The sequence below is a fragment of the Verrucosispora sp. CNZ293 genome, assembly GCF_002754655.1.
Genome location: NZ_PEFR01000001.1, coordinates 1,269,658 through 1,293,661 on the forward strand (window position 1 = coordinate 1,269,658; position 24,004 = coordinate 1,293,661).

The 24,004-nt window shown below is 71.0% G+C and carries 23 protein-coding genes and 1 riboswitch; of the genes, 18 read left to right on the top strand and 5 right to left on the bottom strand.

Going from position 1 to position 24,004, the window contains the following annotated elements; genetic code table 11:
• Positions 1-51: 51 nt before the first annotated feature.
• The gene (locus CLT74_RS05805) at positions 52-972 is read left to right on the top strand and encodes an ABC transporter ATP-binding protein (protein WP_099845622.1); all 921 of its coding nucleotides are present in this window, start codon (positions 52-54) and stop codon (positions 970-972) included.
• The gene (locus CLT74_RS05810; protein WP_099845623.1) at positions 969-2,594 is read left to right on the top strand and encodes an anibiotic ABC transporter; all 1,626 of its coding nucleotides are present in this window, start codon (positions 969-971) and stop codon (positions 2,592-2,594) included. Before CLT74_RS05805 ends, CLT74_RS05810 begins: the two co-directional genes overlap by 4 nt.
• Before the next feature lie 70 nt (positions 2,595-2,664).
• Here CLT74_RS05810 and CLT74_RS05815 read toward each other — a convergent pair whose 3' ends face one another.
• From CLT74_RS05815 to CLT74_RS05830, 4 genes are all read right to left on the bottom strand, one after another.
• Entirely contained in the window at positions 2,665-3,336 is a 672-nt protein-coding gene (locus CLT74_RS05815) for a hypothetical protein (RefSeq protein WP_099845624.1), read from the bottom strand.
• A 127-nt stretch (positions 3,337-3,463) separates the two neighbouring features.
• A complete protein-coding gene (locus CLT74_RS05820; protein WP_099845625.1) occupies positions 3,464-4,195 on the bottom strand; it encodes an amino acid ABC transporter ATP-binding protein in 732 nt (243 codons plus the stop codon).
• Complete coding sequence (locus tag CLT74_RS05825; RefSeq protein WP_099845626.1) at positions 4,192-4,971, bottom strand: amino acid ABC transporter permease; 780 nt, start codon at positions 4,969-4,971, stop codon at positions 4,192-4,194. The genes CLT74_RS05820 and CLT74_RS05825 overlap by 4 nt, the downstream gene beginning before the upstream one ends.
• 37 nt (positions 4,972-5,008) lie before the next feature.
• On the bottom strand, positions 5,009-5,857 hold the full coding sequence (locus CLT74_RS05830) for an ABC transporter substrate-binding protein (protein ID WP_099845627.1): 849 nt from the start codon (positions 5,855-5,857) through the stop codon (positions 5,009-5,011).
• A 276-nt stretch (positions 5,858-6,133) separates the two neighbouring features.
• Positions 6,134-6,246, bottom strand: a riboswitch (SAM riboswitch).
• Between the two features lie 306 nt (positions 6,247-6,552).
• Here CLT74_RS05830 and CLT74_RS05835 point away from each other — a divergent pair.
• The 9 genes from CLT74_RS05835 (at position 6,553) to CLT74_RS05875 (ending at position 14,739) form a co-directional block, all read left to right on the top strand.
• The gene (locus CLT74_RS05835) at positions 6,553-6,855 is read left to right on the top strand and encodes an urease subunit gamma (RefSeq protein WP_099845628.1); all 303 of its coding nucleotides are present in this window, start codon (positions 6,553-6,555) and stop codon (positions 6,853-6,855) included.
• Positions 6,852-7,175, top strand: a complete 324-nt coding sequence (locus tag CLT74_RS05840; RefSeq protein WP_099845629.1) for an urease subunit beta — start codon at positions 6,852-6,854, stop codon at positions 7,173-7,175. Before CLT74_RS05835 ends, CLT74_RS05840 begins: the two co-directional genes overlap by 4 nt.
• Complete coding sequence (locus CLT74_RS05845) at positions 7,172-8,875, top strand: urease subunit alpha (protein ID WP_099845630.1); 1,704 nt, start codon at positions 7,172-7,174, stop codon at positions 8,873-8,875. Before CLT74_RS05840 ends, CLT74_RS05845 begins: the two co-directional genes overlap by 4 nt.
• Positions 8,875-9,558, top strand: a complete 684-nt coding sequence (locus CLT74_RS05850; RefSeq protein ID WP_099845631.1) for an urease accessory UreF family protein — start codon at positions 8,875-8,877, stop codon at positions 9,556-9,558. Before CLT74_RS05845 ends, CLT74_RS05850 begins: the two co-directional genes overlap by 1 nt.
• On the top strand, positions 9,548-10,300 hold the full coding sequence (ureG, locus tag CLT74_RS05855; RefSeq protein ID WP_099845632.1) for an urease accessory protein UreG: 753 nt from the start codon (positions 9,548-9,550) through the stop codon (positions 10,298-10,300). Before CLT74_RS05850 ends, ureG begins: the two co-directional genes overlap by 11 nt.
• Complete coding sequence (locus tag CLT74_RS05860) at positions 10,300-11,082, top strand: urease accessory protein UreD (protein WP_099845633.1); 783 nt, start codon at positions 10,300-10,302, stop codon at positions 11,080-11,082. The genes ureG and CLT74_RS05860 overlap by 1 nt, the downstream gene beginning before the upstream one ends.
• Entirely contained in the window at positions 11,060-12,025 is a 966-nt protein-coding gene (locus CLT74_RS05865; RefSeq protein ID WP_486582026.1) for a DUF6968 family protein, read from the top strand. The genes CLT74_RS05860 and CLT74_RS05865 overlap by 23 nt, the downstream gene beginning before the upstream one ends.
• A 97-nt stretch (positions 12,026-12,122) precedes the next feature.
• Positions 12,123-13,145: a serine hydrolase gene (locus tag CLT74_RS05870; protein ID WP_099845634.1), complete on the top strand. Its 1,023-nt coding sequence runs from the start codon at positions 12,123-12,125 to the stop codon at positions 13,143-13,145.
• A gap of 88 nt (positions 13,146-13,233) precedes the next feature.
• The gene (locus tag CLT74_RS05875) at positions 13,234-14,739 is read left to right on the top strand and encodes a hypothetical protein (protein ID WP_099845635.1); all 1,506 of its coding nucleotides are present in this window, start codon (positions 13,234-13,236) and stop codon (positions 14,737-14,739) included.
• Positions 14,740-14,812: 73 nt separating this feature from the next.
• Here the strand turns inward: CLT74_RS05875 and CLT74_RS05880 are convergent, their stop codons facing one another.
• Complete coding sequence (locus CLT74_RS05880; RefSeq protein ID WP_099845636.1) at positions 14,813-15,256, bottom strand: MarR family winged helix-turn-helix transcriptional regulator; 444 nt, start codon at positions 15,254-15,256, stop codon at positions 14,813-14,815.
• A gap of 97 nt (positions 15,257-15,353) precedes the next feature.
• On the opposite strand from CLT74_RS05880, the gene CLT74_RS05885 reads away from it, so the two are divergent.
• From CLT74_RS05885 to CLT74_RS05915, 7 genes are all read left to right on the top strand, one after another.
• Positions 15,354-16,481 (top strand): substrate-binding domain-containing protein, encoded by a 1,128-nt coding sequence (locus CLT74_RS05885; protein WP_486582027.1) that lies wholly within the window; start codon positions 15,354-15,356, stop codon positions 16,479-16,481.
• A 455-nt stretch (positions 16,482-16,936) separates the two neighbouring features.
• Complete coding sequence (urtA, locus tag CLT74_RS05890) at positions 16,937-18,181, top strand: urea ABC transporter substrate-binding protein (protein ID WP_099845637.1); 1,245 nt, start codon at positions 16,937-16,939, stop codon at positions 18,179-18,181.
• 71 nt (positions 18,182-18,252) lie between these two features.
• Positions 18,253-19,140 carry an urea ABC transporter permease subunit UrtB gene (urtB, locus tag CLT74_RS05895; protein ID WP_099851386.1) on the top strand — a complete coding sequence of 296 codons (888 nt, stop codon included), beginning with the start codon at positions 18,253-18,255 and terminating at the stop codon, positions 19,138-19,140.
• The gene (gene urtC / locus CLT74_RS05900) at positions 19,137-20,312 is read left to right on the top strand and encodes an urea ABC transporter permease subunit UrtC (RefSeq protein WP_099845638.1); all 1,176 of its coding nucleotides are present in this window, start codon (positions 19,137-19,139) and stop codon (positions 20,310-20,312) included. The genes urtB and urtC overlap by 4 nt, the downstream gene beginning before the upstream one ends.
• Positions 20,309-21,082: an urea ABC transporter ATP-binding protein UrtD gene (gene urtD, locus CLT74_RS05905; protein ID WP_099845639.1), complete on the top strand. Its 774-nt coding sequence runs from the start codon at positions 20,309-20,311 to the stop codon at positions 21,080-21,082. Before urtC ends, urtD begins: the two co-directional genes overlap by 4 nt.
• Before the next feature lie 8 nt (positions 21,083-21,090).
• The gene (gene urtE / locus CLT74_RS05910) at positions 21,091-21,774 is read left to right on the top strand and encodes an urea ABC transporter ATP-binding subunit UrtE (protein WP_486582028.1); all 684 of its coding nucleotides are present in this window, start codon (positions 21,091-21,093) and stop codon (positions 21,772-21,774) included.
• A gap of 219 nt (positions 21,775-21,993) precedes the next feature.
• Positions 21,994-23,970 carry a cellulase family glycosylhydrolase gene (locus CLT74_RS05915; protein WP_099845641.1) on the top strand — a complete coding sequence of 659 codons (1,977 nt, stop codon included), beginning with the start codon at positions 21,994-21,996 and terminating at the stop codon, positions 23,968-23,970.
• The last annotated feature ends 34 nt before the right edge of the window (positions 23,971-24,004 follow it).

Consider the following 24,004-nt stretch of genomic DNA (forward strand, 5'->3'; position numbering starts at 1 on the left):
CATCGGTCAGTGCAGTTGGTTCGGTAGACACCGGTACGGCGGGAGGCAAACATGTCCGTGATCGCCATCGAGAACCTCGTCAAGACCTTCGGCGGCGTACGCGCGCTGGACGGGCTCGACCTGAGGGTGGAGCCGGGGGAGGTGCACGGCTTCCTCGGACCCAACGGCTCGGGCAAGTCGACAACCATCCGGATCCTGCTCGGCCTGCTGCGCCGTGACTCCGGGCAGGTTCGCATCCTCGACGGCGACCCGTGGCGCGACGCGGTCGCGTTGCACCGGCGACTGGCGTACGTGCCGGGCGACGTCAACCTCTGGCCCAACCTCTCCGGCGGAGAGGCGATCGACCTGTTCGGTGCGCTGCGCGGCGGGCTGGACCGGCGTCGTCGCGACGAGCTGCTGCGACGTTTCGACCTGGATCCGACGAAGAAGTGCCGCACCTACTCGAAGGGCAACCGGCAGAAGGTCGCCATCGTCGCCGCCTTCGCCTCCGACGTCGAGCTGTACGTGCTCGACGAGCCCACCTCCGGGCTCGACCCGCTGATGGAGGCGGTGTTCCAGGAGGAGGTCCGCCAGCTCACCGAGGCCGGCGCGAGTGTCCTGCTCTCCAGCCACGTGCTGGCCGAGGTCGAGGCGCTCTGCGACCGGGTCAGCATCATCCGGGAGGGCCGGATCGTCGAATCCGGCACCCTGTCCGAGCTGCGCCACCTGGCCCGCACCACGGTCACCGTCGAGACCGGACGCCCGGTGACCGGACTGACGGAGCTGCCCGGGGTGCACGAGGTCCGCCCCGTCGACGGTCGCGTCCGGCTGGAGGTCGAACCCGAACACCTCGACACGCTCCTGGCCCACCTGGTCCGCTTCGAGGTCCGCGCGCTGACCAGCACACCGCCCACCCTGGAGGAACTGTTCCTGCGGCACTACGGCGACGCCATCGACGCCGACCAGCCAACGGCGATCGGAGGCACCCGATGAGCGCCTTCACCGGCACCACCCGGCTCGCCCGGCTCGCCCTGCGTCGCGACCGGGTCCGGCTGGCCATCTGGACGCTCGGCAGCCCGCTCATCGGCTACGCCCTCGCCGAGAGCGTGGCCAGCCTCTACCCGGAGGAGCAGAACCGCATCGGGTACGCCGAGGTGGCCAACACAAGTGTCGTGGCCCGCGCCTTCAACGGCCCGGTCGCCAGCACCGATCTCGGTGCCGTGGTGGTCACCGAGACATACCTCACCCTGGCCGTGCTCGCCGCGCTGCTCAGCACCTTCGCCGTGGTCCGGCACACCCGGCAGAACGAGGAGACCGGCCGGGCCGAACTGCTCGGTGCCGCCGCCATCGGCAGGTACGCGCTGCTCACCGCTGCCCTGGTCGTCGTGGTCGGTGCCAACGTGCTGGCCGGGGCGCTGCTCGCGCTCGTCCTCGTCGGTGCCGGGCTACCGGCCGCCGGCTCGGTGGCCGCCGCCGCCGCGATCACCGGAGTCGGTCTCGCCTTCACCGGCGTGGCCGCCGTCACCGCCCAGCTCTCGGTGACCTCCCGGGGCGCCAACGCGCTCGCCGCCGCCGCCGTCGGCGTGGCGTTCCTGCTCCGGGCCGCGGGTGACGTGCTCGGTGAACGCGCCGCCGACGGGGTACGCCTGGAGAGCGCCTGGCCCACCTGGCTGTCGCCGATGGGCTGGGGCACCCAGGTCCGTGCCTTCGGCGACGAACGGTGGTGGGTGCTCGGGCTGCCGGTCGCGCTGCTCGTCGTCGGGGTCGCCGGGGCGTACGCGCTCGCCGAACGCCGCGACGTCGGTGCCGGCCTGCTCGCCGCGCGACGCGGGCCGGCCCGGGCCGCCGCCGGCCTGCTCAGCCCGGCCGGACTGACCTGGCGGCTGCACCGGGGCGCGCTGGCCGGCTGGGCGGTCGCGGTGGCGGTGCTCGGCCTCGCCATGGGACTGGCCGGCAACGAGGTGGACGACATGATCGCCGACAACCCGGCAGCCGCCGAGGCGATCGCCCAACTCGGTGGCGGAGACGAACTGCTCGACGCCTTCCTGGCCGCGATGCTCGGCCTGTTCGCCCTGACCATCGGGGCGTACGTGGTGCAGGCCCTGCTGCGGGTACGCGGCGACGAGTCCGACGGCATCCTCGAACCGTTGCTCGCCACCGCGGTCAGCCGCACCCGGTGGTTGAGCACGCAGGTGGCCGGTGCCGTGCTCGGCGCGTTGGCGTTGATGCTGCTGGCCGGGGCCACCACCGGTCTCGGTTACGGGCTGGCCGCCGGCGACCCGGCCGGTTGGACCGTCGAGCTGACCGGGGCGGCGCTGCTGCGGCTGCCGGCCCTGCTTGTCGTCGCCGGGGTGGTGACCGCCCTGTTCGGGGCGCTGCCGCGTCTGTCGGTCGCGTTGAGCTGGGCGGTGCTCATCGTGTTCCTGCTGCTCGGCCAGTTGGGCGCCGCGCTGGACCTGCCACAGGCGGCACTGAACCTCTCGCCGTACACCCATGTGCCGTCGGTGCCCGCCGTCGACGTCACGGTCCTGCCCCTGGTGCTGCTCACCGCGGTCGCTGCCGCGCTGCTCGCGCTCGGCCTCACCACCTTCCGCCGCCGCGACACCCCCACCTGAGTTGGTCGGGCCCTCGCTCATCCTCGATGAACGCGAGGGCCCATGCGGTCAGCTGCCCGTACGCCGCTGATCACAGGGTCAGATGCAGGCCGATGATGTCCTTGACGTGTGCCGGCCCCTGCCCGTCGAGCTGCCTGGTGCCGAGTGTGACCTGGTGCAGGGCGGTGCCGAGACAGCCGGGCGCGGATTCGTAGAGCTGCCGGGCGCGTCCCCGGAACAGCGCGGACTTGCCGGTCCGCTCCTCGATGTTGAGCAGGTGCATGCCGATCAGTTTCTGGCAGGAGGCGCACGGCGTGTTTGTCTGGTGCGCCTCGAAGATGACGGTGAGGGTGCTGTCCAGGACGAGGTTGGCCAGGGCCGCCTCGGTCCAGCCGAGAAAGAACTGGAACTCCGAGTGGGCGGTGCCGGACAGGCCCTCCATCGTCATCGGCTCGATGGTGTTCTCCCGGGGCTCCTGCCAGGTCGCTGTCTCCTGCTCGATACCCCCTCCGGGTTGCCGACGGACCACGGTGAGACCACTGATCATCACGTTGCCCTTCACCCCGGCCTTCGGGTTGGGCAGGGTCAGCGCGTACATGTCGGGCGCCCGGACGATGTAGTCGACGTGATTGTCCCGGATCAGGACGTCGAGCGAGTTGCCGATCGCCCAGGTCGCCTGGCCGCCGCCCTTCACCCCGGGTTGTTCGTAGCTCCACTTCTCGCCGTCGATGACCGTGTGCCGGGGCGTCTGGTTCGGCTGCATGACCGTCTCCTTTGGACAGTGATGGGAGAGGTCCTGATGGTAGGAGCGCGACTCGGGACGTCGGCAGTGTTGCGTCCTGCATACGACGCGGTCACGTCGGGTAACCGACGGGCGTGGGATGGTCCAGCTACAGCACCTGCGAGAGGAAACGGCGTAGTCGGGGATGCTGTGGTGACTCGAAGACGGCGGCCGGCTCGCCGGCCTCCAGCACCACACCGGCGTCCATGAAGGCGACGGTGTCGGCGACCTGACGGGCGAAGCCCATCTCGTGGGTCACCACCACCATCGTCATGCCCTGGGTGGACAACTCCGCCATCAGCGCCAGCACCCCCTTGACCAGTTCGGGGTCCAGTGCCGAGGTGGCCTCGTCGAAGAGCATCACCTGCGGCTGCATGGCCAGCGCCCGGGCGATGGCCACCCGCTGCTGCTGCCCGCCGGACAGGTGCGCCGGCCGGGCGTCGGCCTTGGCGGCCAGGCCGACCCGGTCGAGTTCGGCCCGGGCCTGGTCCACCGCCTCGTCCTCGCCGAGTTTGCGGATCCGGCGCAGCGGCAGGGTGATGTTGCGCAGCACGCTCATGTGCGGGAAGAGGTTGAACTGCTGGAACACCATGCCGATGCGCTGCCGCAGGGCATCCGGGTCGTCGCGCAGCACGCTGCGGCCGTCCAGCAGCACGTCACCCCGGTCCGGTTCGAGGAGCCGGTTGACGGTGCGCAGCAGGGTGGACTTGCCCGACCCGGACGGGCCGATCACGCACGTGGTGCCGCCGCTCGTCACGTCCAGGTCCACTCCGCGCAGCACCTGGTGACGCCCGAAGGCCAGGTGCACGTCGCGCAGGCTCAGGCTGACCGAGGTGTTCATCGTTGGTTGCCTCCGGCGGCGCCGGGCAGCGCCAGGTCCAGGTCGTCGGGGTCGTCGGCCGGTCCGGTCGCCGGCCGGCCGTGTCGCAGCCGCTTGTCGATCCAGTTGACGACGTGGGTCAGTGGCACCGTCAGCGCCAGGTAGAACAGCCCGGCCAGCAGCAGCGCCGACTGGTTTCCGGTGTTCGCCGCGTAGTCCTGCCCGATCCGGAACAGCTCGCGCTGGCTGGCGAGCAGGCCGAGGAAGTAGACCAGGCTGGAATCCTTGATCAGGGCGATCAGCTGGTTCACCCAGGCCGGCAGGATCCGCCGGATGCCCTGCGGGATGATCACCCGCCGCATCGCCTCACGCCAGGAGAAGCCCAGCGCACGGGCCGCCTCCAACTGGGTGGCCTCCACCGACTGGATGCCCGATCGGAAGATCTCCCCGAGGTACGCCGAGGCGATCAGGGACAGCGCCAGGATCCCCAGCGGGTACGGGTTGGGACCCCACACCTGCATGCCCAGCGGGGCCAGCCCGACCCCGATCAGCAGGATCGTCGCCGCTGCCGGCAGTCCCCGGAAGATGTCGGTGTAGACCCGCGCCGGCCACCGCAGCCAGCGGGTACGCGAGATGCCCGCCACCGCCAGCACGATGCCCATCGCCGAGCCGAGCAGGGCGGCGGTGACCGCCAGGATCAGCGTGTTGGGCAACCCGACGGTGAGCATCTCGGGTAGCGCCTCACGCATCGACTCCCCGTCGAAGAACGTCTCCCACAGGGTGCGCAACGGATCCACAGGTCAACCTCCGCCCTGCTCGCTCGTCGTCCTACGGTCAGGAGGCGGCCGGGGCCGACACGTCACCGCTGCCCGGGGTGAAGTCGGCCGGGATGGGCCGGCCCGGGTAGTACTGCTCCTGCAGGCGGGTCCAGGTGCCGTCGGCGATCACCTCGTCGAGGGCCTTGTTCAGCGCCTCGCGCAGCGCGTCGTTGCCCTTGGCGAAGGCGTACGCGGTGGGTGCCGGGCTGAGTTCCTTCGCCGCCACCGTGATCTTGCCGCCGCTGTCCGCGGCGGTCTTCTCACCGATCTCGGCGGGAGCGATCCACGCGTCCGCGGTACCGGCCTTGAGCTGGTTGATCGCGCCGTTGTAGTCGGGCACCCGCACCGGGTCCAGACCCTTGTTCGTGGCGTAGTCGTCCTGGACGGTGCCCTGCACGACCACCACCCGCTTGCCGGGCAACTGGTCGAAGCTGGTCAGCGGTGACCCGGCGGGCACGTCGAGCCCGAAGTAGCCGAAGTCGTACCCGTTGCCGAAGTCCACTGTCTTCTTGCGCGCCTCGGTGATGGTGATCGAGGAGCTGCCGATGTCGAACTTGCGGTTGCCGACCTGGGCGAGCAGGGCCGAGAAGTCGGTGCCGACGAACTCGACCTTGAGACCGAGCTTGTCGGCGGCGGCGACCAGCAGGTCGTTGTCGAAGCCGGTGAACGTGCCGTCCTTGAGGTACACGTTCGGCGGTGCGTCGGTGAGCGTGCCGGCCCGCAGCACCCCCGGCTGCACCAGGTTGTACGGGTTGTCGGCAGCACTGCCGGCGGAATCCGAGCCGCAGGCGGTCAGGGTGGTCGCGCCGAGGATCGCGGCGACGCCGACGGCGGCGGCCCGGGTCAGGGCAGGAAGGAATCGCACAGGTGTCTCCTGGTTGAGCTGCGGCGGGCACGGACGTGCCGCACCGACGGTCCGCCGCAGGGCGGACCGCTGGGATGGGATCGATGGCAGAGCGGGGAAGGGGCGGTCAACCGAACCGGCAGGGGTTCCGGTGACCGGCGGCGACGCGGTCAGCTACACGCGGCGCTACAGACCCGCATCATGTCGACGTGCCGCCGCCGGGTCAGGCCCGGGCGGGCCACAGGTCGATCGCGGTACGACATGGTTCTCCTCAAGGTCGTGATGACCTGGGAACCCAGGCCACGCTTGCACCGGTGGTTGCACCGATGCCTGGTCCTCACCCGGGGCACCCCTGCGCGGTGGAGGGTTGCCGGCCAGCGAGCCGGGGCTTGACGCTGGCACTCATGACCTGCCGCCGAGGCTAGCAGCCGGTGACCGGCCAGCGTCCACCCGTTATGACCACCCTCACCCCGAGCCAACGCAGGCGAGGTTGCCCGCGAACCGCGTGATCCCTTACGGTCTGCTCAGCGGTGGGCGGTGCGGTCCGCACCCGAGAAGCCACCGCCGGTGCTCCGCGACGTCGGGCCGGGATGGTGGAATCCCGTCGCCCGCGACGGCGTGGCGGACGACCCGGCGGGCGAGCCCCGACCTGCGGGCGGCGCGTCGATGCGCCGGGCCGGCGGCGTCGGGAGCGCGGACATCCACCGGGAGCACCCGTGTATCTCACCCCCCACGAGCAGGACCGCCTGCTCGTCCATGTGGCGGCCGACGTCGCCCGGCGGCGCCGCGAGCGCGGCCTGCGTCTCAACTATCCGGAAGCCGTAGCGGTGATCACCGCCTTCCTGCTCGAAGGGGCCCGCGACGGGCAGTCCGTGGTCGACCTGATGGCCGCCGGCCGCACCGTCCTGACCCGGGACGACGTGCAGGACGGCATCCCCGAGCTGCTGGGGGAGGTGCAGGTGGAGGCGACGTTCCCGGACGGCACCAAGTTGGTGACTGTGCACCACCCGATCCCGTGATCCCCGGGGAGATCCTGCCGGCAGCCGGCCCGGTGGAGATCAACGCCGGTCGTCCGGTCACCACGCTGCTGGTGGTGAACACGGCTGACCGACCGGTGCAGGTCGGGTCGCACTACCACTTCGCCGAGGCCAACCCGGCGCTGGACTTCGACCGGGACGCCGCCTGGGGGCAGCGGCTCGCCGTACCGGCCGGCACCTCGGTGCGTTTCGAGCCGGGCGTGAGCCGTCGGGTGGACCTGGTGCCGCTGGGCGGCGCGCGGATCGTGCCCGGCCTGCGCGGCGAGTGCGCCGGAGCGCTCGACGAAGGGCGGACGGCATGAGCAGCGTCGAACGGGACCGCTACATCGCCCTGTACGGGCCGACCACCGGCGACCGGATCCGGCTGGCCGACACGAACCTGCTCATCGAGATCGAGCAGGACCACTGTGCCGGCGGAGACGAGGCGGTCTTCGGTGGCGGAAAGGTGATCCGGGAGTCGATGGGCCAGTCCCGCGCCACCCGCGCCGAGGGCGCCCTGGACACCGTCATCACCGGGGCGGTCGTCCTCGACCACTGGGGGGTGGTCAAGGCCGACGTCGGGCTGCGGGACGGACGGATCGTCGCGCTCGGTCGGGCCGGCAACCCGGACACCATGGACGGTGTCCATCCGGACCTGGTCATCGGGCCGGCCACCGAGGTGATCGCCGGCAACGGCCGGATCCTGACCGCCGGGGCGGTCGACACCCACGTGCACTTCATCTGCCCGCAACTTGTCGCCGAGGCCCTCGCCAGCGGGGTCACCACCCTGGTCGGCGGCGGCACCGGACCGGCCGAGGGCACCCGGGCCACCACCGTCACCCCGAACGCCTGGCACCTGGCCCGGATGCACGAGGCCCTCGACACGTTCCCGGTGAACGTGCTGCTGCTCGGCAAGGGCAACACCGTCTCGGAGGAGGCGCTGTGGGAGCAGTTGCGGGCCGGCGCCGGCGGGTTCAAGCTGCACGAGGACTGGGGTACCACCCCGGCGGCGATCGACGCCTGCCTGCGCGTCGCCGACGCCTCCGGCGTGCAGGTCTCCATCCACACCGACACGCTGAACGAGGCCGGGTTCGTCGCGGACACGCTGCGCGCCATCGGCGGCCGGGCGATCCACTCGTACCACACCGAGGGGGCCGGCGGCGGGCACGCGCCGGACATCATCACCGTCGCCGGTGAGCCGAACGTGCTGCCCTCGTCGACGAACCCGACCCGCCCGTACACCCGCAACACGCTCGCCGAGCACCTCGACATGCTGATGGTCTGCCACCACCTCAACCCGGCGGTGCCGGAGGACCTGGCCTTCGCCGAGAGTCGGATCCGGCCGTCCACGATGGCCGCCGAGGATCTGCTGCACGACCTGGGGGCGATCTCCATCATCGGCTCCGACTCGCAGGCGATGGGCCGGATCGGGGAGATCGTGCTGCGGACCTGGCAGAGCGCGCACGTGATGAAGGCCCGGGTGGGTGCCCTGCCGGGCGACGGCGCGGCCGACAACCACCGGGCCCGCCGGTACGTCGCGAAGTACACGATCTGCGCGGCCATGGCCAACGGCCTCGACCACGAGATCGGGTCGGTGGAGCCGGGTAAGCTCGCCGATCTGGTGCTGTGGGAGCCGGCGTTCTTCGGCGTACGCCCGCACCTTGTCATCAAGGGCGGCATGATCGCGTACGCCCAGATGGGTGACGCGAACGCCTCGATCCCCACCCCGCAGCCGATGCTGCCCCGGCCGATGTTCGGCGCGTACGGCGGCGCGGCCGCCGCCACCAGCCTGGCCTTCGTGGCCCCCGCCGCGTTGGAGGCCGGACTGCGGTTGGACGTGCGGCGTCGGGTGGTGCCGGTGGCCGACGTGCGGTCACGCGGCAAGGCCGACCTGCCGGGCAACGACGCCCTGCCGCGCATCGAGGTCGATCCGGACACCTTCACGGTCCGGATCGACGGCGTGGTGGTCGAGCCGGATCCGGTGACCGAACTGCCCATGGCCCAGCGGTACTTCCTGTTCTGATGGCCACCCCGACGATGCTGCTGCTCCTGGCCGACGGTCGGTTCCCGGCCGGTGCGCACGCCCACTCGGCCGGGCTGGAGGCGGCTGTCGCCGCCGGCCGGGTCACCGACCTGGACACCCTTGCGGCGTACCTGCGGGGCCGGCTGGCCACCGCCGGACTGGTCGCGGCGGCGTTCGCGGCGGCGGCCCGTGGCGCGGCGTGGTCGCCGGGGCGGGCCGGCGTGCTGGCCCGACTCGACGCCGAACTGGACGCCCGCACCGCTTCGCCGGCCCAGCGGTCGGTGTCCCGCCGGCAGGGGCGCGCATTGCTGCGGGCCGGTCGCCGGATCTGGCCGGCGGTCACCTTCGACGACCTGCCCACCGTGCCGGACGGGCCGCACCAGCCGCTCGTGCTGGGGCTGGTCGGCGCCGCCGCCGGTCTCGACCCGGGGCAGGTGGCCACGGTCGCCGCCCACGCGACGGTGACCGGCTCGGCAAGCGCCGCCGTACGTCTGCTGGGCCTCGACCCGTACCAGGTGCAGGCCCTGCTGGTGCGGCTCGCCGGTGCCTGCGACGCCGTCGCGGCGCGGGCGGCGCGGGCCGCCGAGGAACCACCGGAGCGGCTGCCCGCCGCCGCCGCTCCGCTCGCCGACATCCATGCCGAAGCTCACGCCACCTGGGAGGTGCGTCTCTTTGCGTCCTGAATTCGACCACGACGAGTCTGTTCCCCACACCCACCCCGAGCCCGGGGTCGACCCGCACGCCCCGCTGCCCGCCGCGTCGCGGGCGCTGCGGGTCGGCATCGGCGGCCCGGTCGGCTCCGGCAAGACCGCACTGGTCGCGGCGCTGTGCCGGGCGTTCGCCGACGAGCTGCGCCTCGGGGTGGTGACGAACGACATCTACACCACCGAGGACGCCGACTTCCTCAAGCGCGCCGGGGTGCTCGACCCGGCCCGGATCCGGGCGGTGGAGACCGGCTGCTGCCCGCACACCGCCATCCGCGACGACATCGGCGCGAACCTCGACGCGGTCGACGAGCTGACCGACGCGTTGGGTCCGCTGGATCTGGTGCTTGTGGAGAGCGGCGGTGACAACCTGACCGCGACGTTCAGCCGGGGCCTGGTCGACCGGCAGATCTTCGTGGTGGACGTGGCCGGCGGCGACAAGGTCCCCCGCAAGGGCGGCCCGGGGGTGACCGCCGCCGACCTGCTGGTCATCAACAAGACCGACCTGGCACCGATGGTCGGTGCCGACCTGTCCGTGATGGACCGCGATGCCCGCGCCCGTCGGGGCGACCTGCCCACGGTGTTCCAGTCCATCACCGAGGATCCGCTGGCGACCCGGGTCGCCGCGTGGATCCGTCACGAACTGGCCCACCACCGGGCCGCGTCGGCAGGTGCGGACCGGCCCGCGCCGGTCGTGGCGGCCCCCGCCGGGCAGGCCTGATGCGGGCCGCCGCCCGGCTGGCGGCCCGCGTCGACAGGCACGGCCGTACCACCCTGGTCGAGCTGCGCGGCGAGAGCCCGCTGCTGCTGCGCCAGGTGCCGGCTCCCGGCGGTGGCCTCACGGTGTACGTCGTCGGCGGCGCGGCAGGTCCGCTCGCCGGCGACGACCTGCGGCTGGACGTCGAGGTCGGCCCCGGTGCGGCGGTACGCGTGCACACCGTGGCCGCCTCGGTGGCCCTGCCCGGCCGCCCCGGCGCGGTGTCCCGGATGCTGGTCCGGGCCACCGTCGCCGAGCGGGCGACCCTGCACTGGCTGCCCGAGCAACTGGTCGCGGCGGCCGGCTGCGCGCACGTCGCCGACTCGCGGGTGGACGTCGCGGCCGACGGCACCCTGCACTGGCGGGACGAGCTGATCTGCGGCCGGCACGGCGAGCAGCCCGGCAACGTCGAGGTCAACACGTGGGTGGACCTGGACGGCCGGCCGCTGCTGCGGCAGTCCCTGGCGGTCGGGCCGAACGCCGCCGGCTGGGCCGGACCCGCGGTGCTGGCCGGCGCGTCCGCCACCGGCTCGCTGCTGATCGTGGACCCGGCCCGCCCGGCGGAACCACCCGCCGTGGGCGCTACCTGGGCCCGGCTACCGCTGGCCGGTGGTTCGGCGACACTGTGGAGCGCCACCGCGCCGGACGCTCACACCCTGCGGGAGTACCTCGAACCGGAGACCGCGATGGATACCATCGCAGCTTCGGGCGGGCGAGGGGAGCGTGGGGTTGTACGAGTTGGGTGAGGTGGTCGCCGAGCGGCGGATCGCTGTGGTCAGCGCAACCGGTGATCCGTCGGAGGTGGTCGTCCGCTTCGGCAAGCCGCACCCCGACCCGTTGCCGGGCGGTGACTGGCGCTGCCCGTTCCAGATCGAAGGGCTTGCCGACGGTGCGGTAGACGCCGCGTACGGGGTGGACTCCCTACAGGCGCTGCTGCTGGCCGTGTACAGCGTGCGGCTGCTGCTGACCGAACACGCCGAGCGGACCTCGGCCCGACTGGACTGGCTGGACCAGCCGGACCTGGGCCTGCGCGTCGACCCGGGGCTGGTGCCCCAGGACATCACCACCCGGAGCGCCTACCTCGCCACCGCCGACATCGCCGCCGCGCTGCTGCGTACGCCGGTGCTGGCCGAGCGCTGGACCACGCCGAGCGCCCTGCCGTACTACTCCACCGGCGGGCTGGCCCGGCACCTGGCCAACCAGATCACCCGGACCGCCGAACTGCTCGACGCGCCGCCGGGACGGACCGCGATCGACGTCCTGACGCACTTCACCGGCAGCTCGTGGGTGACCACCGGTGCCGAGGATGAAGACAACACCGACATCCGCGAGCGGGGGGAGCGGGCCGCCGCCGAGACCACCGCCGGCCGACTCGCCGCCGAGGTCGACGGGTTCCTGGGCCGGCTACGCCGCACGGTGCCGGCACAGCCGTCACACCGGATCGTCGACCTCGGGGACTGGGGACTGGCCGTCGACGACTTCCTGCTGACCCGGCTGCTGGAGCTGGTGGTGCACACCGACGACCTGGCGGTCAGCCTGGGCCTGCCGACGCCCGAGATGCCGGCCGCCGCCACCGAACTGACGAGTGACCTGCTCACCCGGATCGCCGCCTGGCGGCACGGTCCGCTCGCGGTGGTGCGGGCACTGTCCCGTCGGGAACGGGCGCCGGAGACGATCAGCGCGCTCTGACGGCCGGGCCACGGTCAACTGTCCCATGTAGACATGTGGCAGGGTGGGCCAGGTGCCGGTGGTCGCCGGTGACAGCGGGAAACCCTGGGGAGAGGCAATGACCAAGCGGGTCAGTCGTCGGGCGGCGATCGGATTCGGTGCGGCAGCTGTGACGTTGGCGGCGACGCCGTCCGGTGCGGTGGCCGCGCCGGCTGACGGCACCACGGCGGGCATCGACAGGGTGCCGCCGCGAGAGGTGATTCGCCGGACGTACCGGCAGCAGAAGGCCCGCGCGGGCGGGGTGTGGCGCTCGCACGTCGCGATGCTCGACGCCACCGGGACCCTCCGGACCGTGATCGCCGACGACGCGGACCGGGTGACGCACGGGTACAGCGTGCAGAAGCTGGCGGTCGCGGTGGCGGTCATGGACAAGATCGACCGGGGTGAGCTGCGGCTTGACCAGCGGCTCGACCTGACCGCCGACATCATCCTCGGCGGCAGCGGGATCTACTTCCTCCAGACGGTCTGGGGCGACGAGGTCACGGTGGCGAACTTCCTCACCGCGATGCTGCTCGTCAGCGACAACACGGCGGTACGGATGTGCGGCCGGGTGGTGCCGGCACTGGAGATCAACGAGATCCTGGCGGCCAAGGGCTTCACGCACACCCGGGTCGAGCCGGTGGCCAACCCGAACCGGTTCTTCCTCGGTGTGACCACCCCGCGCGAGACCCACGACCTGCTGTGGCGGCTGGCCAACAAGACCCTGCTGTCGGCCCGGTCGAGTGACTTCCTGCTCGGCATCCTGCGGTGGATCAACGGCTACCACGACGGGATCCGCCGGGACATGTCCTCGGCGGAACGGAGCCGGGTCGCCACCAAGTACGGCGCCGACTTCGATGCCTCGGGTGCCGCCCGGCACGAGGCCGGCATCATCTTCGACGCGACAGGCGCGCCAACCCTGACGTACGCCTTCTTCGCCGACTCCCTCGGCGACCTGGACAACTACGGCGGCACCCACCCGGCCGTACGCGCCCACGCGGCCCTGGGCCGGACCATGTTCGACGCCGTCGCCCCAACCACCAACCCCACCCCCGGCGCCCGCCACACCGTCCCCCACTTCCACCCCGTCAACGGCGGCTGACCGGGCCGACCCCCACCAACCCTGGGCTCCGTCAATCCTGCAATTCCTGCCTGGTCACGAGGAGTCACCGGCCGCGCATAATGGAGTGATGCTGTTCGGTCGCTGGCGCAGTCCGCTTCACGACGTCAGGCGCGGCCAGTACGTGCTGGCCGCCGCTCTTGCGGGCAACGTCCGCGCTCGGGCGCGAATCGACAGGTGGTGGGCGGCCGGCGGCGCCGATCGCGACCGGGTCTGGCGTGGTGCGTGGTTCCTACTGAGCGACGCGTATTTCGGGTTCGGCAATCACGAGCGGCCAGAGCAGGTCGCTCCGGTGCTGGAACTCCTGCTCGAACGCGACCCCACATCCGCGTACCTTCCGCAGGTGCGGTTGACCAGCTGCCTTCCGCAGACCGCCGCCGACCCGCCGCTAGGCGTTTACGAGGGCGACCCGTACGTACGGCGGCTGGTTGGTGCCGCGCTCGCGTTCCCCGATCACGAACTGCGTCGACGGCTGGCCGACCTGATGTCGGTCACCAACCAGCCGGGCCTGCTGGACGCCCTGGAAATCGAGTTCCGTTTGCATGCGCGGCTGGACTCGACCTACATCGGCGCGGCACCGCCCGGCCACGAAACCCTGTGCAACCTTTGGCGCAAGGGCGAGCCGAAAGAGTTGCTGCGGATCGTCTGCGCCAACCCTCACCTGCCCCGCCCGCCCGCCGAGCCCGAGGACATCGACCTGGCTCTGCTCCCGCTTGTCAAGGACCGGCTCGATCTGCTGCCGACGTTCGACCAGGGTGCCCTGGTCCGGCGGCTGCTGAAGTGTCTCGGCACCTGGCTGCCGGAGGAGGTCCACGACCGGTGCCGCCGCGCACTGCGGGAGCTGTCGGCCCGAGATGGCGTCGCCGTGGTCTGTAAGCAGGCCATGCTCGGTGACACTGAGGCGGCCGCCGCAGCTTGTGCCGCCGGGTATCAGCCGGCTCACCCCGCCTGGCGACCCCTTTTCCTGCTCCTCACCCGGCAGTTCGCGGCCTACCGCGAGGCCGATCCGGAGGGACGGGTGCTTCAATTGGCGTGCTTCGCCGCCGAGTGGGCGAGCGCAGACGAGGACGTCATCGACGAGTTGCAGGTCGAAGCGGACGACATCATCGAGCGCATTCTGAACATCCTGGACACGGGGCTGCCGGACGACGTGGCCGCATCCGTGCGGCGGTCCCTGCGCGACCTCGGCCCCTCGGGCTCCTCTCCTCCGACCGAAGACAGCGGACGCTCGGCGATGCGAAGGGCGATCCTGGCGCACGCGGCCACGCTGGTGCCCGAGGCGGTGGCGGCCGTGGTCCACGCAGGCTACCTACCCGAGGAGCACGACCAGTCAGCGCTGCCGATGCTCTTCCTCACCGAGCAGTTCGAGCGGTACGACCGTGAAGACCCGGACGGCACCCGGCTCCGCGCCATCCTGGCCACGCAGCCCTATCCCTACCAGCACGAACACTTCCGGACCGTCGCACGACGCACGGGTCGCCCCGACCCGTGGCCTCCGCCGGCACCACGGACGTCGGATGACCGGTCGTCGACCCGGCACGCCACCACCTGGCCGAGCAGCTTCGGCCACTTCTGAGCCCGCTCGTGCGGGTGGCGGCCCCGCCGCCGTGGATGCCCGGACCGTGGGCGCGATCCGAGGTCGACTGCGGTCAGGAGCCGACCGGGCTGTGTCGGCGCTCCCGATCGAGGTGCCGGATCAGCTCGTCGAGGCGTGCGGCCAGGTCGGTGTCACCGGGTAGTTCGGCCACTTGGTCGCGGATCCGTGCGGAGAGGCGTTCGTGTTCGAGGCGGCCCCGGGCGGTGAGGTAAGCCCGGATGCGACGGCGGTCGACCGGATCCACTCGGCGGAAGACGAGGTTGCGGTCGACGAGCTGGTCGACCAGCTTGGTCAGCGTGCCTGGCGGTAGCGACGCCTCGGCCGCGACCGCGCTCATCGGGTGACCGAGGCCGTCGGCGAGCAGGCAGAGGACCCGCCACGCCTCGATGCTCAGTGACTCGGCGGCGAGCACCCCGCCGACCCGGCGCGAGAGCAGCCGCTCGGCGCGGGTGAGCAGGGGTAGCAGGTCGGCTGCGGAACCGGGAAGGTCTGACATGGCACTCCCGCCTCGCGGATGCGGTGTCATCGTACCGAGATGTCCCGCTGGCTGGGAGGGCTGGTCTTCCACAAGCGGCGGCGGCCACCATGTGTTCATGTCCGCGCCGGCACCGGGGTCCGGGCGCCCGCAGGCGGGGGAGAGCATCACCGCCGGGGCGTCCTGGCTGACCGTCGACAGCGGCGTGGTCAGTATCGCGCTCGTCTACCCGATGCGTGGCCCGGCGGGCATGTTCGGCCCGAGCTGTGAACTCTGCGCGCAACTCGCGGTCGAGGAACTGAACCGGCGCGGCGGCGTGCTCGGGCGGGAGTTGCGGCTGGTGCCGGTCGACGGCGGGGCGCCACCGGCCGAAGTGGCCGCCGAGGTGGAGGCGCTGGTGTCGGTGGGCGCGGTACAGGGCGTCACCGGCTGGCACATCTCCTCGGTACGCCAGGCGGTGGCGCCGCGCATCGCGCACCGGGTGCCGTACGTCTACACCGCGCTGTACGAGGGTGGTGAGCGTACCGAGGGCGTCTTTCTGACAAGCGAGACGCCGGACGCGCAGCTGTGGCCGGCGATGCGGGTGCTCGCCGGGGATCTCGGGGTGCGGCGCTGGTTCGTGGTCGGCAACGACTACGTCTGGCCGCGCCGAACCGCCCGGGCGGCCCACCGGTACGCGCTGCGCAGCGGCGGGCGCGTGGTCGGCCAGCAGTTCCTGCCGCTGGAGACGCACGACTACGCCGAGGTGCTGCGCCGCATCGAGCACAGCGACGCCGACGGAGTGCTCATGCTGCTGGTGGGTGCCGACGCGGTCCGGTTCAACCGGGCGTTCGCGCGGGCCGGTCTGGATCAGCGGTGCCTGCGGCTGAGCACCCTGATGGACGAGAACATGCTGCTGGCCAGCGGTGCCGCCAACACCCGGGGGCTGTTCAGCGCGGCGGGTTTCTTCGCCGGCCTGGTGACGCAGGCGAATCTCGACTTCCACGGCAGCTTCGGCCGCCGCTTCGGGCTGGAGGCACCTCCGCTGGGCAGCCTCGGTGAGTCCTGTTACGAGGGTGTGATGTTGCTGGCCGCCCTGATCGCCAAGGCCGGCACGCTCGACGTACGGGCGGTGGAGGCATCCGCGGACGTGGTGTCGTACGACGGGCCGCGTGGCGAGTTGCGGTTGCGTCGTCGGCACGTCCGCCAGCGGATCTACCTGGCCGAGGCCGACGGCCTGGACTTCACCGTCCTGGCTGAACTGTGATCTCCGTAGGGCGTGACCGGACCGTGCCTTGACAGGCCCGTCGGCCGGCGGCAAAGATACTTCCTACGTGAAGCATCCGGCCGTCGCGCCGGATATGACCACCGTCCGGTGATGGACGGAAAGTGCAGCCGACTGCGGCTGGCAATTGTGTGCCGGTGCCATTTCGCCGATTCTCCCGGGCGAGGTGCCGGCATTTTTTGTGCCCCTCGTCAGGATGCTCCGGGCCAGCGGAAACAGTCTATTGAGGATTGGGAAACATCCGCGCAACGAAACGGATCGAAGCTTTCCCTGCCCGATATTCCAATCGCCGCCAGGTTCGGTGTCCACCCGCCGCACCCGGTAGCGCGCAAAGTACCGACGGACCGCACCGCAGTTACCCAGATCCGCACTTCGACTCGGGACCGACGATCGTTCCCGGGCACTGACTGACGTCACACGCGACGCAGGGAGAATTGATGACACTGATCCGGGGCCGCCGCATCCTGGCGGGTGCCATGACCCTGGTCGCCGCGGCTGCGCTGGCCGCGTGCGGCAGCAAGACCACCGACGGGAACACCGCTGCGGGAGTCGCCGCCGATGTCTCCGGCGACACCGTCAAGGTGGGCCTGCTCAACTCCCTTTCCGGCACCATGGCCATCAGTGAGGTGACCGTCCGGGACTCGATCATGCTGGCGATCGAGGAGATCAACGCCGCCGGGGGCGTCCTCGACAAGAAGATCGAACCCGTCGGCGAGGACGGCGCCTCGGACTGGCCGACCTTCGCCGAGAAGGCCGAGAAGCTGATCCGGGAGGACCGCGTGGCGGCCGTCTTCGGCTGCTGGACCTCGGCCAGCCGCAAGGCCGTCAAGCCGGTGTTCGAGAAGAACAAGGCGCTGCTGTTCTACCCGGTGCAGTACGAGGGCCTGGAGCAGTCGCCGTACATCTTCTACACCGGAGCGACGACCAACCAGCAGATCGTCCCCGGCCTGGACTACCTCAAGGCCCAGGGCGCCACCTCGCTCTACCTGGTCGGCTCCGACTACGTCTTCCCGCGCACCGCGAACAAGATCATTAAGGCGTACGCCGAGGCGAACGGGATGAAGGTGCTGGGGGAGGACTACGCCCCGCTGGGCTCCACCGAGTTCGGCACCATCACGAACAAGGTGAAGTCCTCCGGCGCGGACGCGGTCTTCAACACCCTCAACGGCGACAGCAACGTGGCGTTCTTCAAGGAGTACAAGTCCGCCGGGCTGACCGCCGCCAGCATGCCCGTGGTGTCGGTGTCGATCGCCGAGGAGGAGGTCAAGAGCATCGGCACCCAGTACCTGGAGGGCCAGCTCACCGCCTGGAACTACTACCAGACCACGCCGGGCGCGGCGAACGAGAAGTTCGTAGCGGCGTACAAGGCCAAGTACGGAGCGGACAAGCCGACGAGCGACCCGATGGAGGCCGCGTACGTCTCGGTCTATCTGTGGAAGGCGATGGTCGAGAAGGCCGGCACCTTCGACGTGGAGAAGGTCCGTGAGGCCTCCGACGGCATCACCTTCGAGGCACCCGAGGGCCTGGTCACCGTGGACGGTGCCACCCAGCACATCGCCAAGACGGCGCGCGTCGGCAAGGTCGGTGCGGACGGGCTGATCACCGAGGTCTGGAACTCCGGACAGCCGATCACCCCTGACCCGTACCTCAAGAGCTACCCGTGGGCCGGCGGCCTGAGCTAGCCGTCACCCCGGTTCGGGCGGGACCCGAGGTCCCGCCCGAACCGCCCCACCAGCAGTTCGGAGTACGCACCGTGACAGTTCTCATCGGCCAACTCTTCACCGGCGTCAGCATCGGGGCGGTGCTGCTGCTCATCGCACTCGGCCTGGCGCTCACCTTCGGCCAGATGGGCGTGATCAACATGGCCCACGGCGAGTTCATCATGGCCGGGGCCTACACCACATACGTCCTGCAACAGGTCATCACCGCCGCCGGCTGGTCGCTGCTCATCGCCCTGCCGGTCGCCTTCGTGGTGGCCGGTGCGATGGGCGTGCTGCTGGAGGTCCTGCTGATCCGCCGCCTCTACGCCCGCCCGCTGGACACCCTGCTCGTCACCTGGGGGGTGTCACTGATCCTGCAACAGCTCGCCCGGGACATCTTCGGCAGCCCGAACGTGCAGACCCGCGCCCCGGAACTGCTCACCGGCAACATCGGGTTGCCCGGCGGCATCACCGTGGCCAACAACCGGCTGTTCATCCTCGCCCTGGCCGGCAGCGCGGTCGTCGCGTTGACAGTCGCCCTGCGGGTCACCCCGCTGGGCCGCCGGATCCGGGCCGTGGTGCAGAACCGGGACCTGGCCGCCGTCTCCGGCATCGCCACCGCCCGGGTCGACCGGATGACCTTCTTCATCGGTTCCGGCCTGGCCGGCATCGCCGGAGTGGCCCTCACCCTGCTCGGGCCGATCGGTCCCACGATGGGCACCAACCTGATCATCGACGCCTTCCTGGTCGTCGTGGTCGGCGGGATCGGCCAGCTCAAGGGCACCGTCATCGTCGCCTTCGCCCTGGGCGTGCTCCAGGCCACCGGCGAATACCTCACCACCCTCAGTGTCGCCAAGGTGATGGTCTTCATCGCCATCGTCGCGTTCCTCCAGTGGCGACCCCAGGGCCTGTTCACCCTGCGCACCAGGAGCCTCGCATGACCACCGTCGCCCGAGATCCCGTCGCCGCCGCCGATCCCGCGCCGGCACCACCGACCAGACCGGCGGCCGGACCGTCCCGGCACCGCTACCGGGCCGCCGCCGGGTTCGCCTTCGGCGCGGCCCTGCTCTTCGCCGTCGCGCCGCTGGTGCTGTCGGACTTCCGGCTGTCCCTGCTGGCCAAGTACCTCTGCGTGGCCATGGTCGCGGTCGGCATCGGCCTGGCCTGGGGCCGAGGCGGCATGCTCACCCTCGGCCAGGGTGTCTTCTTCGGCCTCGGTGGCTACGCGATGGCCATGCACCTCAAGCTGGCCGACGCGGGTCCGGGCAACATGCCCGACTTCATGCTGCTGTACGGGCAACTCGACGAACTGCCACTGTGGTGGCGACCCTTCGCCAGCCCGTGGTTCGCCCTGCCCGCCACGGTGCTGCTGCCGATGGCCGTCGCCTTCGTGCTCGGGTCGCTTGTGTTCCGGCGCCGGGTGCGCGGCGCCTACTTCGCCATCCTCAGCCAGGCCCTCGCCGCCGCCATGGTGATCCTGCTGATCGGCCAGCAGGGCACCACCGGCGGCACCAACGGGCTCACCGACATCCAGGGCTTCTTCGGCTACGACCTGGACGACCCGGTCAACCAGCGGATGGTCTACTTCATCATCGCCGGCACCCTGCTGGCGTTGCTGGCCCTGGCCCGGCACCTGATGCAGTGCCGCTACGGCGAACTGCTGGTGGCCGTCCGTGACTCGGAGGAACGGGTCCGTTTCCTCGGCTACGACCCGGCCACCGTCAAACTCGTCGCGTACGTGGTGGCCGCCGGCATGGCCGGGCTGGCCGGCGCGCTGTTCGTACCCGCGGTGGGCATCATCTCCCCGGCGCTTATCGGGATCGTGCCGTCCATCGAGTTCGTCATCGGCGTCGCCGTGGGCGGCCGCGCCACGCTGCTCGGTCCGGTGCTCGGCGCGGTCGCGGTGGTCTGGGCCCGTACCGCCCTGTCGGAGCGATTCCCGGGCACCTGGACGTACCTTCAGGGTCTGCTGTTCGTGGTGGTGGTGGCCTTCCTGCCCGGCGGCCTGGCGTCGCTGATCGGCCTGGCCCGCCGTCGGGACCGTGAGCGGCCCGACGAGCCGAGACCTGGTCTGTGGCAACGGTTGCGGCGACGTCGGGAGGCGGCGCTGTGACCGGGCAGCTGCACGGGCTCTACGTGCGTGACCTGCGGGTCAGCTTCGACGGGTTCACCGCCGTCGACGGGGTGTCCCTCGACGTCGCTCCCGGTGACATCCGGTTCCTGATCGGACCCAACGGCGCCGGCAAAACCACCCTCGTGGACGCGGTCACCGGGCTGGTCCGGGCCACCGGCTCGGTGCGCTTCGGTGACCGGGAACTGCTCGGTAGGCCGGTGCACCGGATCAGTCGGCTCGGCGTCGGCCGGACCTTCCAGACCTCGACGGTGTTCGAGGAGCTGACGGTGTTGCAGAACCTCGACATCGCCGCCGGTGCCCGGCGTGGCTGGGGGACGCTGCTGCGCCGCCGACACGGTGTGCCCGACGAGGTGGCCGAGGCGCTCGACGTGATCGGCCTGGCGAGCCGCGCCGACCAGCTCGCCGGCACCCTCGCCCACGGGCAGAAACAGTGGCTGGAAATCGGCATGCTGCTGGTGCAGGACACCCGGCTGCTGCTGCTCGACGAGCCGGTCGCCGGGATGAGCCACGAGGAACGCGACGCCACCGGGCAACTGCTGGAGAAGGTCAGCCAGGACCGCACGGTGGTGGTGATCGAGCACGACATGGACTTCCTGCGCCGCTTCGCGCGTACCGTCACCGTGCTGCACGCCGGGCGGGTGCTCAGCGAGGGCACCGTCGCCCAGGTGCAGGCCGATCCGCGCGTGCAGGAGGTCTACCTCGGTCACCCGGTCGACGCCGGGTCGGCCCCGACGCGTACGGAGGCATGATGCTCGCGATGCGTGGCGTGCACGCCGGTTACGGGCGCAGCCGGGTGCTGCACGGCGTCGACGTGGCGGTACCTGCCGACGGGGTCGCCACGGTGCTCGGCCACAACGGCGCCGGCAAGTCCACCCTGCTGCGGGTGGCCGCCGGCCTGCTACGCCCCACCGCCGGGCGGGTCGAACTCGACGGCGAGGACATCACCCGGCTGGCCCCGCACCAGCGGGTCGCCCGGGGGATCGCGTACGTACCGCAGGGGCAGCAGTGCTTTCCGCACCTGACCGCGGCGGAGAACCTACGCCTGGTCGCCGACGGCCGTCGTGACGGAGCGGCGGCCACCTCGGAGGTGCTGGACCTGTTCCCGGCGCTGCGTCAGTTGCTGCGCCGGCGGGCCGGGCTGCTCTCCGGCGGTCAGCGTCAACAACTGGCCATCGCCCGGGCCCTGATCACCCGGCCCCGGCTGCTGATGCTCGACGAACCGACCGAGGGCATCCAACCGTCGGTGGTGACCGAGATACAGGACCGGATCGTGGCGCTCATCGCCCAGACCGGGTTCAGCGTGCTCCTGGTCGAACAGCACCTCGGCTTCGCGCTACGGGTCGCCGACCGCTACCACGTCCTGGAGTCCGGCCGCGTCACCTCCGCCGGCGACGCCGGCACCACCGCCGAACACACCGTCCGCGACGCCCTAGCGGTCTAACCCCCGTCCACCAACCTCGTCGATCTTGCACTTTCGGTCGTTGATACGCGCATTTTGCCGCCTTTGCGGCGACGGAAAGTGCAAGATCGACGAGGTTGGGGGTGGGCCTTCCGTTGTGGGGGGTGACCGCATAGGGTGGGTTTGGAAGCGCTCCCACGGTCCCTGGGCAGGACTGTTCCTCGACGTGCTCGCTCCCTCACCCACCACAGAGGAAGTCGCATGTCTGCACGTAGAAAACTTCAGGCCGCCGTGACGGCGGCCGTGGCCCTGCTCGGCCTGACCGCCGCCGCGCCGGCCGCGACAGCGGCCCCGACGGCTGCGGCACCGGCCGCCGCGGCCACCGCCGACTGGCTGCACACCGACGGCAACCGGATCGTCGACGAGGCCGGCAACCAGGTCTGGCTCACCGGGGCCAACTGGTTCGGCTTCAACGCCAGCGAACGGGTCTTCCACGGCCTGTGGTCGGGCAACCTTGAATCGATCACCCGTCAGATGGCCCAGCGGGGCATCAACATCGTCCGGGTACCCATCTCCACGCAACTGCTGCTGGAGTGGAAGTCCGGGCAGACGATCCGGCCGAACGTCAACACGTACGTCAACCCGGAGCTGGACGGCCTGAACAACCTCCAGGTCTTCGACCACTGGCTCGCGCTCTGCGAGAAGTACGGTCTGAAGGTCATGCTCGACGTGCACAGCGCCGAGGCGGACAACTCCGGCCATGTCTATCCGGTGTGGTGGAAGGGCAGCATCACCCCGGAGCAGTTCTTCCAGGGCTGGGAATGGATCACCACCCGCTACCGGACGAACGACACGATCGTCGCGATGGACATCAAGAACGAGCCGCACGGGACTCCGAACGATCCCGAGCGGGCCAAGTGGGACTCCAGCACCGACCAGGACAACTTCAAGTACGCCTGCGAGACGGCGGGCCGGCGGATCCTGGCGATCAACCCGAACCTGCTGATCCTCTGCGAGGGCATCGAGATCTACCCGCGAGCCGGTGCCACCTGGAACTCGCCGAACACCAACCCCGACCGCAGCCCCAACTACCACTACAACTGGTGGGGCGGCAACCTGCGCGGCGTCGCCGAACACCCGGTCAACCTCGGTGCCCAGCAGGACCAGCTGGTCTACTCACCGCACGACTACGGGCCCCTGGTGTACGAGCAGCCGTGGTTCGCCGGTGACTTCGACAAGGACTCGCTGACGAACGACGTGTGGCGGCCGAACTGGTTCTACATCCACGAGCAGAACATCGCGCCGCTGCTGGTCGGGGAGTGGGGCGGCCGGCTGGGTCAGGACGCCCGGCAGGACCGCTGGATGGCCGCGCTGCGCGACCTGATGATCGAGAACGGCATCCACCACACCTTCTGGTGCCTCAACCCCAACTCCGGTGACACCGGGGGTCTACTGCTCGACGACTGGGCCAGTTGGGACGAGACGAAGTACAACCAGATGCTCAAGCCCGCGCTGTGGCAGCACAACGGCAAGTTCGTCGGCCTCGACCACGACGTGCGCCTCGGCGGTGCCGGCGCCACCACCGGCATCAGCCTCGCCGAGCGTTACGCCGGTGGTCCCGGCCCCGGTGACACCACCGCGCCGACCGCACCCGGTCAGCCGACCGCCACCGACGTGACAGCCACCGCCGCCACGCTGAACTGGGCGGCGGCCACGGACGACGTGGGCGTCACCTCGTACGAGGTGCTGCGGGCCACCGGTTCCGCAGCCGCCACGGTGGTCGGCACGGTCTCCGGAACCACCTACCGGGCGACCGGGCTGAACGCCTCGACCAGCTACACCTTCACCGTGCGCGCCCGCGACGCGGCCGGCAACGTCTCGGCGGCGTCCCCGCCGTCGACAGTCACCACCACGGCCGGCAACGACAACGGCAACGGCGACGCCGGCTGCTCCGCGACGTACCGGGTGGTCAGTTCCTGGCAGGGCGGCTATCAGGCGGAGGTGACCGTCCGCAACACCGGCACGGCGGCCATCACCGGCTGGACGGTGAACTGGACCGCCCCCGCCGGCACCACGATCGCGTCGCTGTGGAACGGCCGGCTCACCACCTCCGGCACCACGGTGACGGTGCGCAACGAGCCCTACAACGGGCAACTCGCCGCCGGGACCAGCACCACCTTCGGGCTGACCGGCAGCGGATCGGGTACGCCCTCCGGGCTGACCTGCGCCGCGTCCTGACGCCGAGGTGCCCCTGCCCCACCTGCGGATCGTG

Coding starts and splice junctions, on each gene's coding strand:
- CLT74_RS05875 (WP_099845635.1), top strand. CDS start 13,234: ATGCTGTTCGGTCGCTGGCGCAGTCCGCTTCACGACGTCAGGCGCGGC.
- CLT74_RS05885 (WP_486582027.1), top strand. CDS start 15,354: ATGTCCGCGCCGGCACCGGGGTCCGGGCGCCCGCAGGCGGGGGAGAGC.
- CLT74_RS05805 (WP_099845622.1), top strand. CDS start 52: ATGTCCGTGATCGCCATCGAGAACCTCGTCAAGACCTTCGGCGGCGTA.
- CLT74_RS05880 (WP_099845636.1), bottom strand. CDS start 15,256: ATGTCAGACCTTCCCGGTTCCGCAGCCGACCTGCTACCCCTGCTCACC.
- CLT74_RS05845 (WP_099845630.1), top strand. CDS start 7,172: ATGAGCAGCGTCGAACGGGACCGCTACATCGCCCTGTACGGGCCGACC.
- CLT74_RS05810 (WP_099845623.1), top strand. CDS start 969: ATGAGCGCCTTCACCGGCACCACCCGGCTCGCCCGGCTCGCCCTGCGT.
- urtE (WP_486582028.1), top strand. CDS start 21,091: ATGCGTGGCGTGCACGCCGGTTACGGGCGCAGCCGGGTGCTGCACGGC.
- CLT74_RS05820 (WP_099845625.1), bottom strand. CDS start 4,195: ATGAACACCTCGGTCAGCCTGAGCCTGCGCGACGTGCACCTGGCCTTC.
- CLT74_RS05850 (WP_099845631.1), top strand. CDS start 8,875: ATGGCCACCCCGACGATGCTGCTGCTCCTGGCCGACGGTCGGTTCCCG.
- CLT74_RS05870 (WP_099845634.1), top strand. CDS start 12,123: ATGACCAAGCGGGTCAGTCGTCGGGCGGCGATCGGATTCGGTGCGGCA.
- CLT74_RS05815 (WP_099845624.1), bottom strand. CDS start 3,336: ATGCAGCCGAACCAGACGCCCCGGCACACGGTCATCGACGGCGAGAAG.
- CLT74_RS05860 (WP_099845633.1), top strand. CDS start 10,300: ATGCGGGCCGCCGCCCGGCTGGCGGCCCGCGTCGACAGGCACGGCCGT.
- urtA (WP_099845637.1), top strand. CDS start 16,937: ATGACACTGATCCGGGGCCGCCGCATCCTGGCGGGTGCCATGACCCTG.
- urtC (WP_099845638.1), top strand. CDS start 19,137: ATGACCACCGTCGCCCGAGATCCCGTCGCCGCCGCCGATCCCGCGCCG.
- CLT74_RS05915 (WP_099845641.1), top strand. CDS start 21,994: ATGTCTGCACGTAGAAAACTTCAGGCCGCCGTGACGGCGGCCGTGGCC.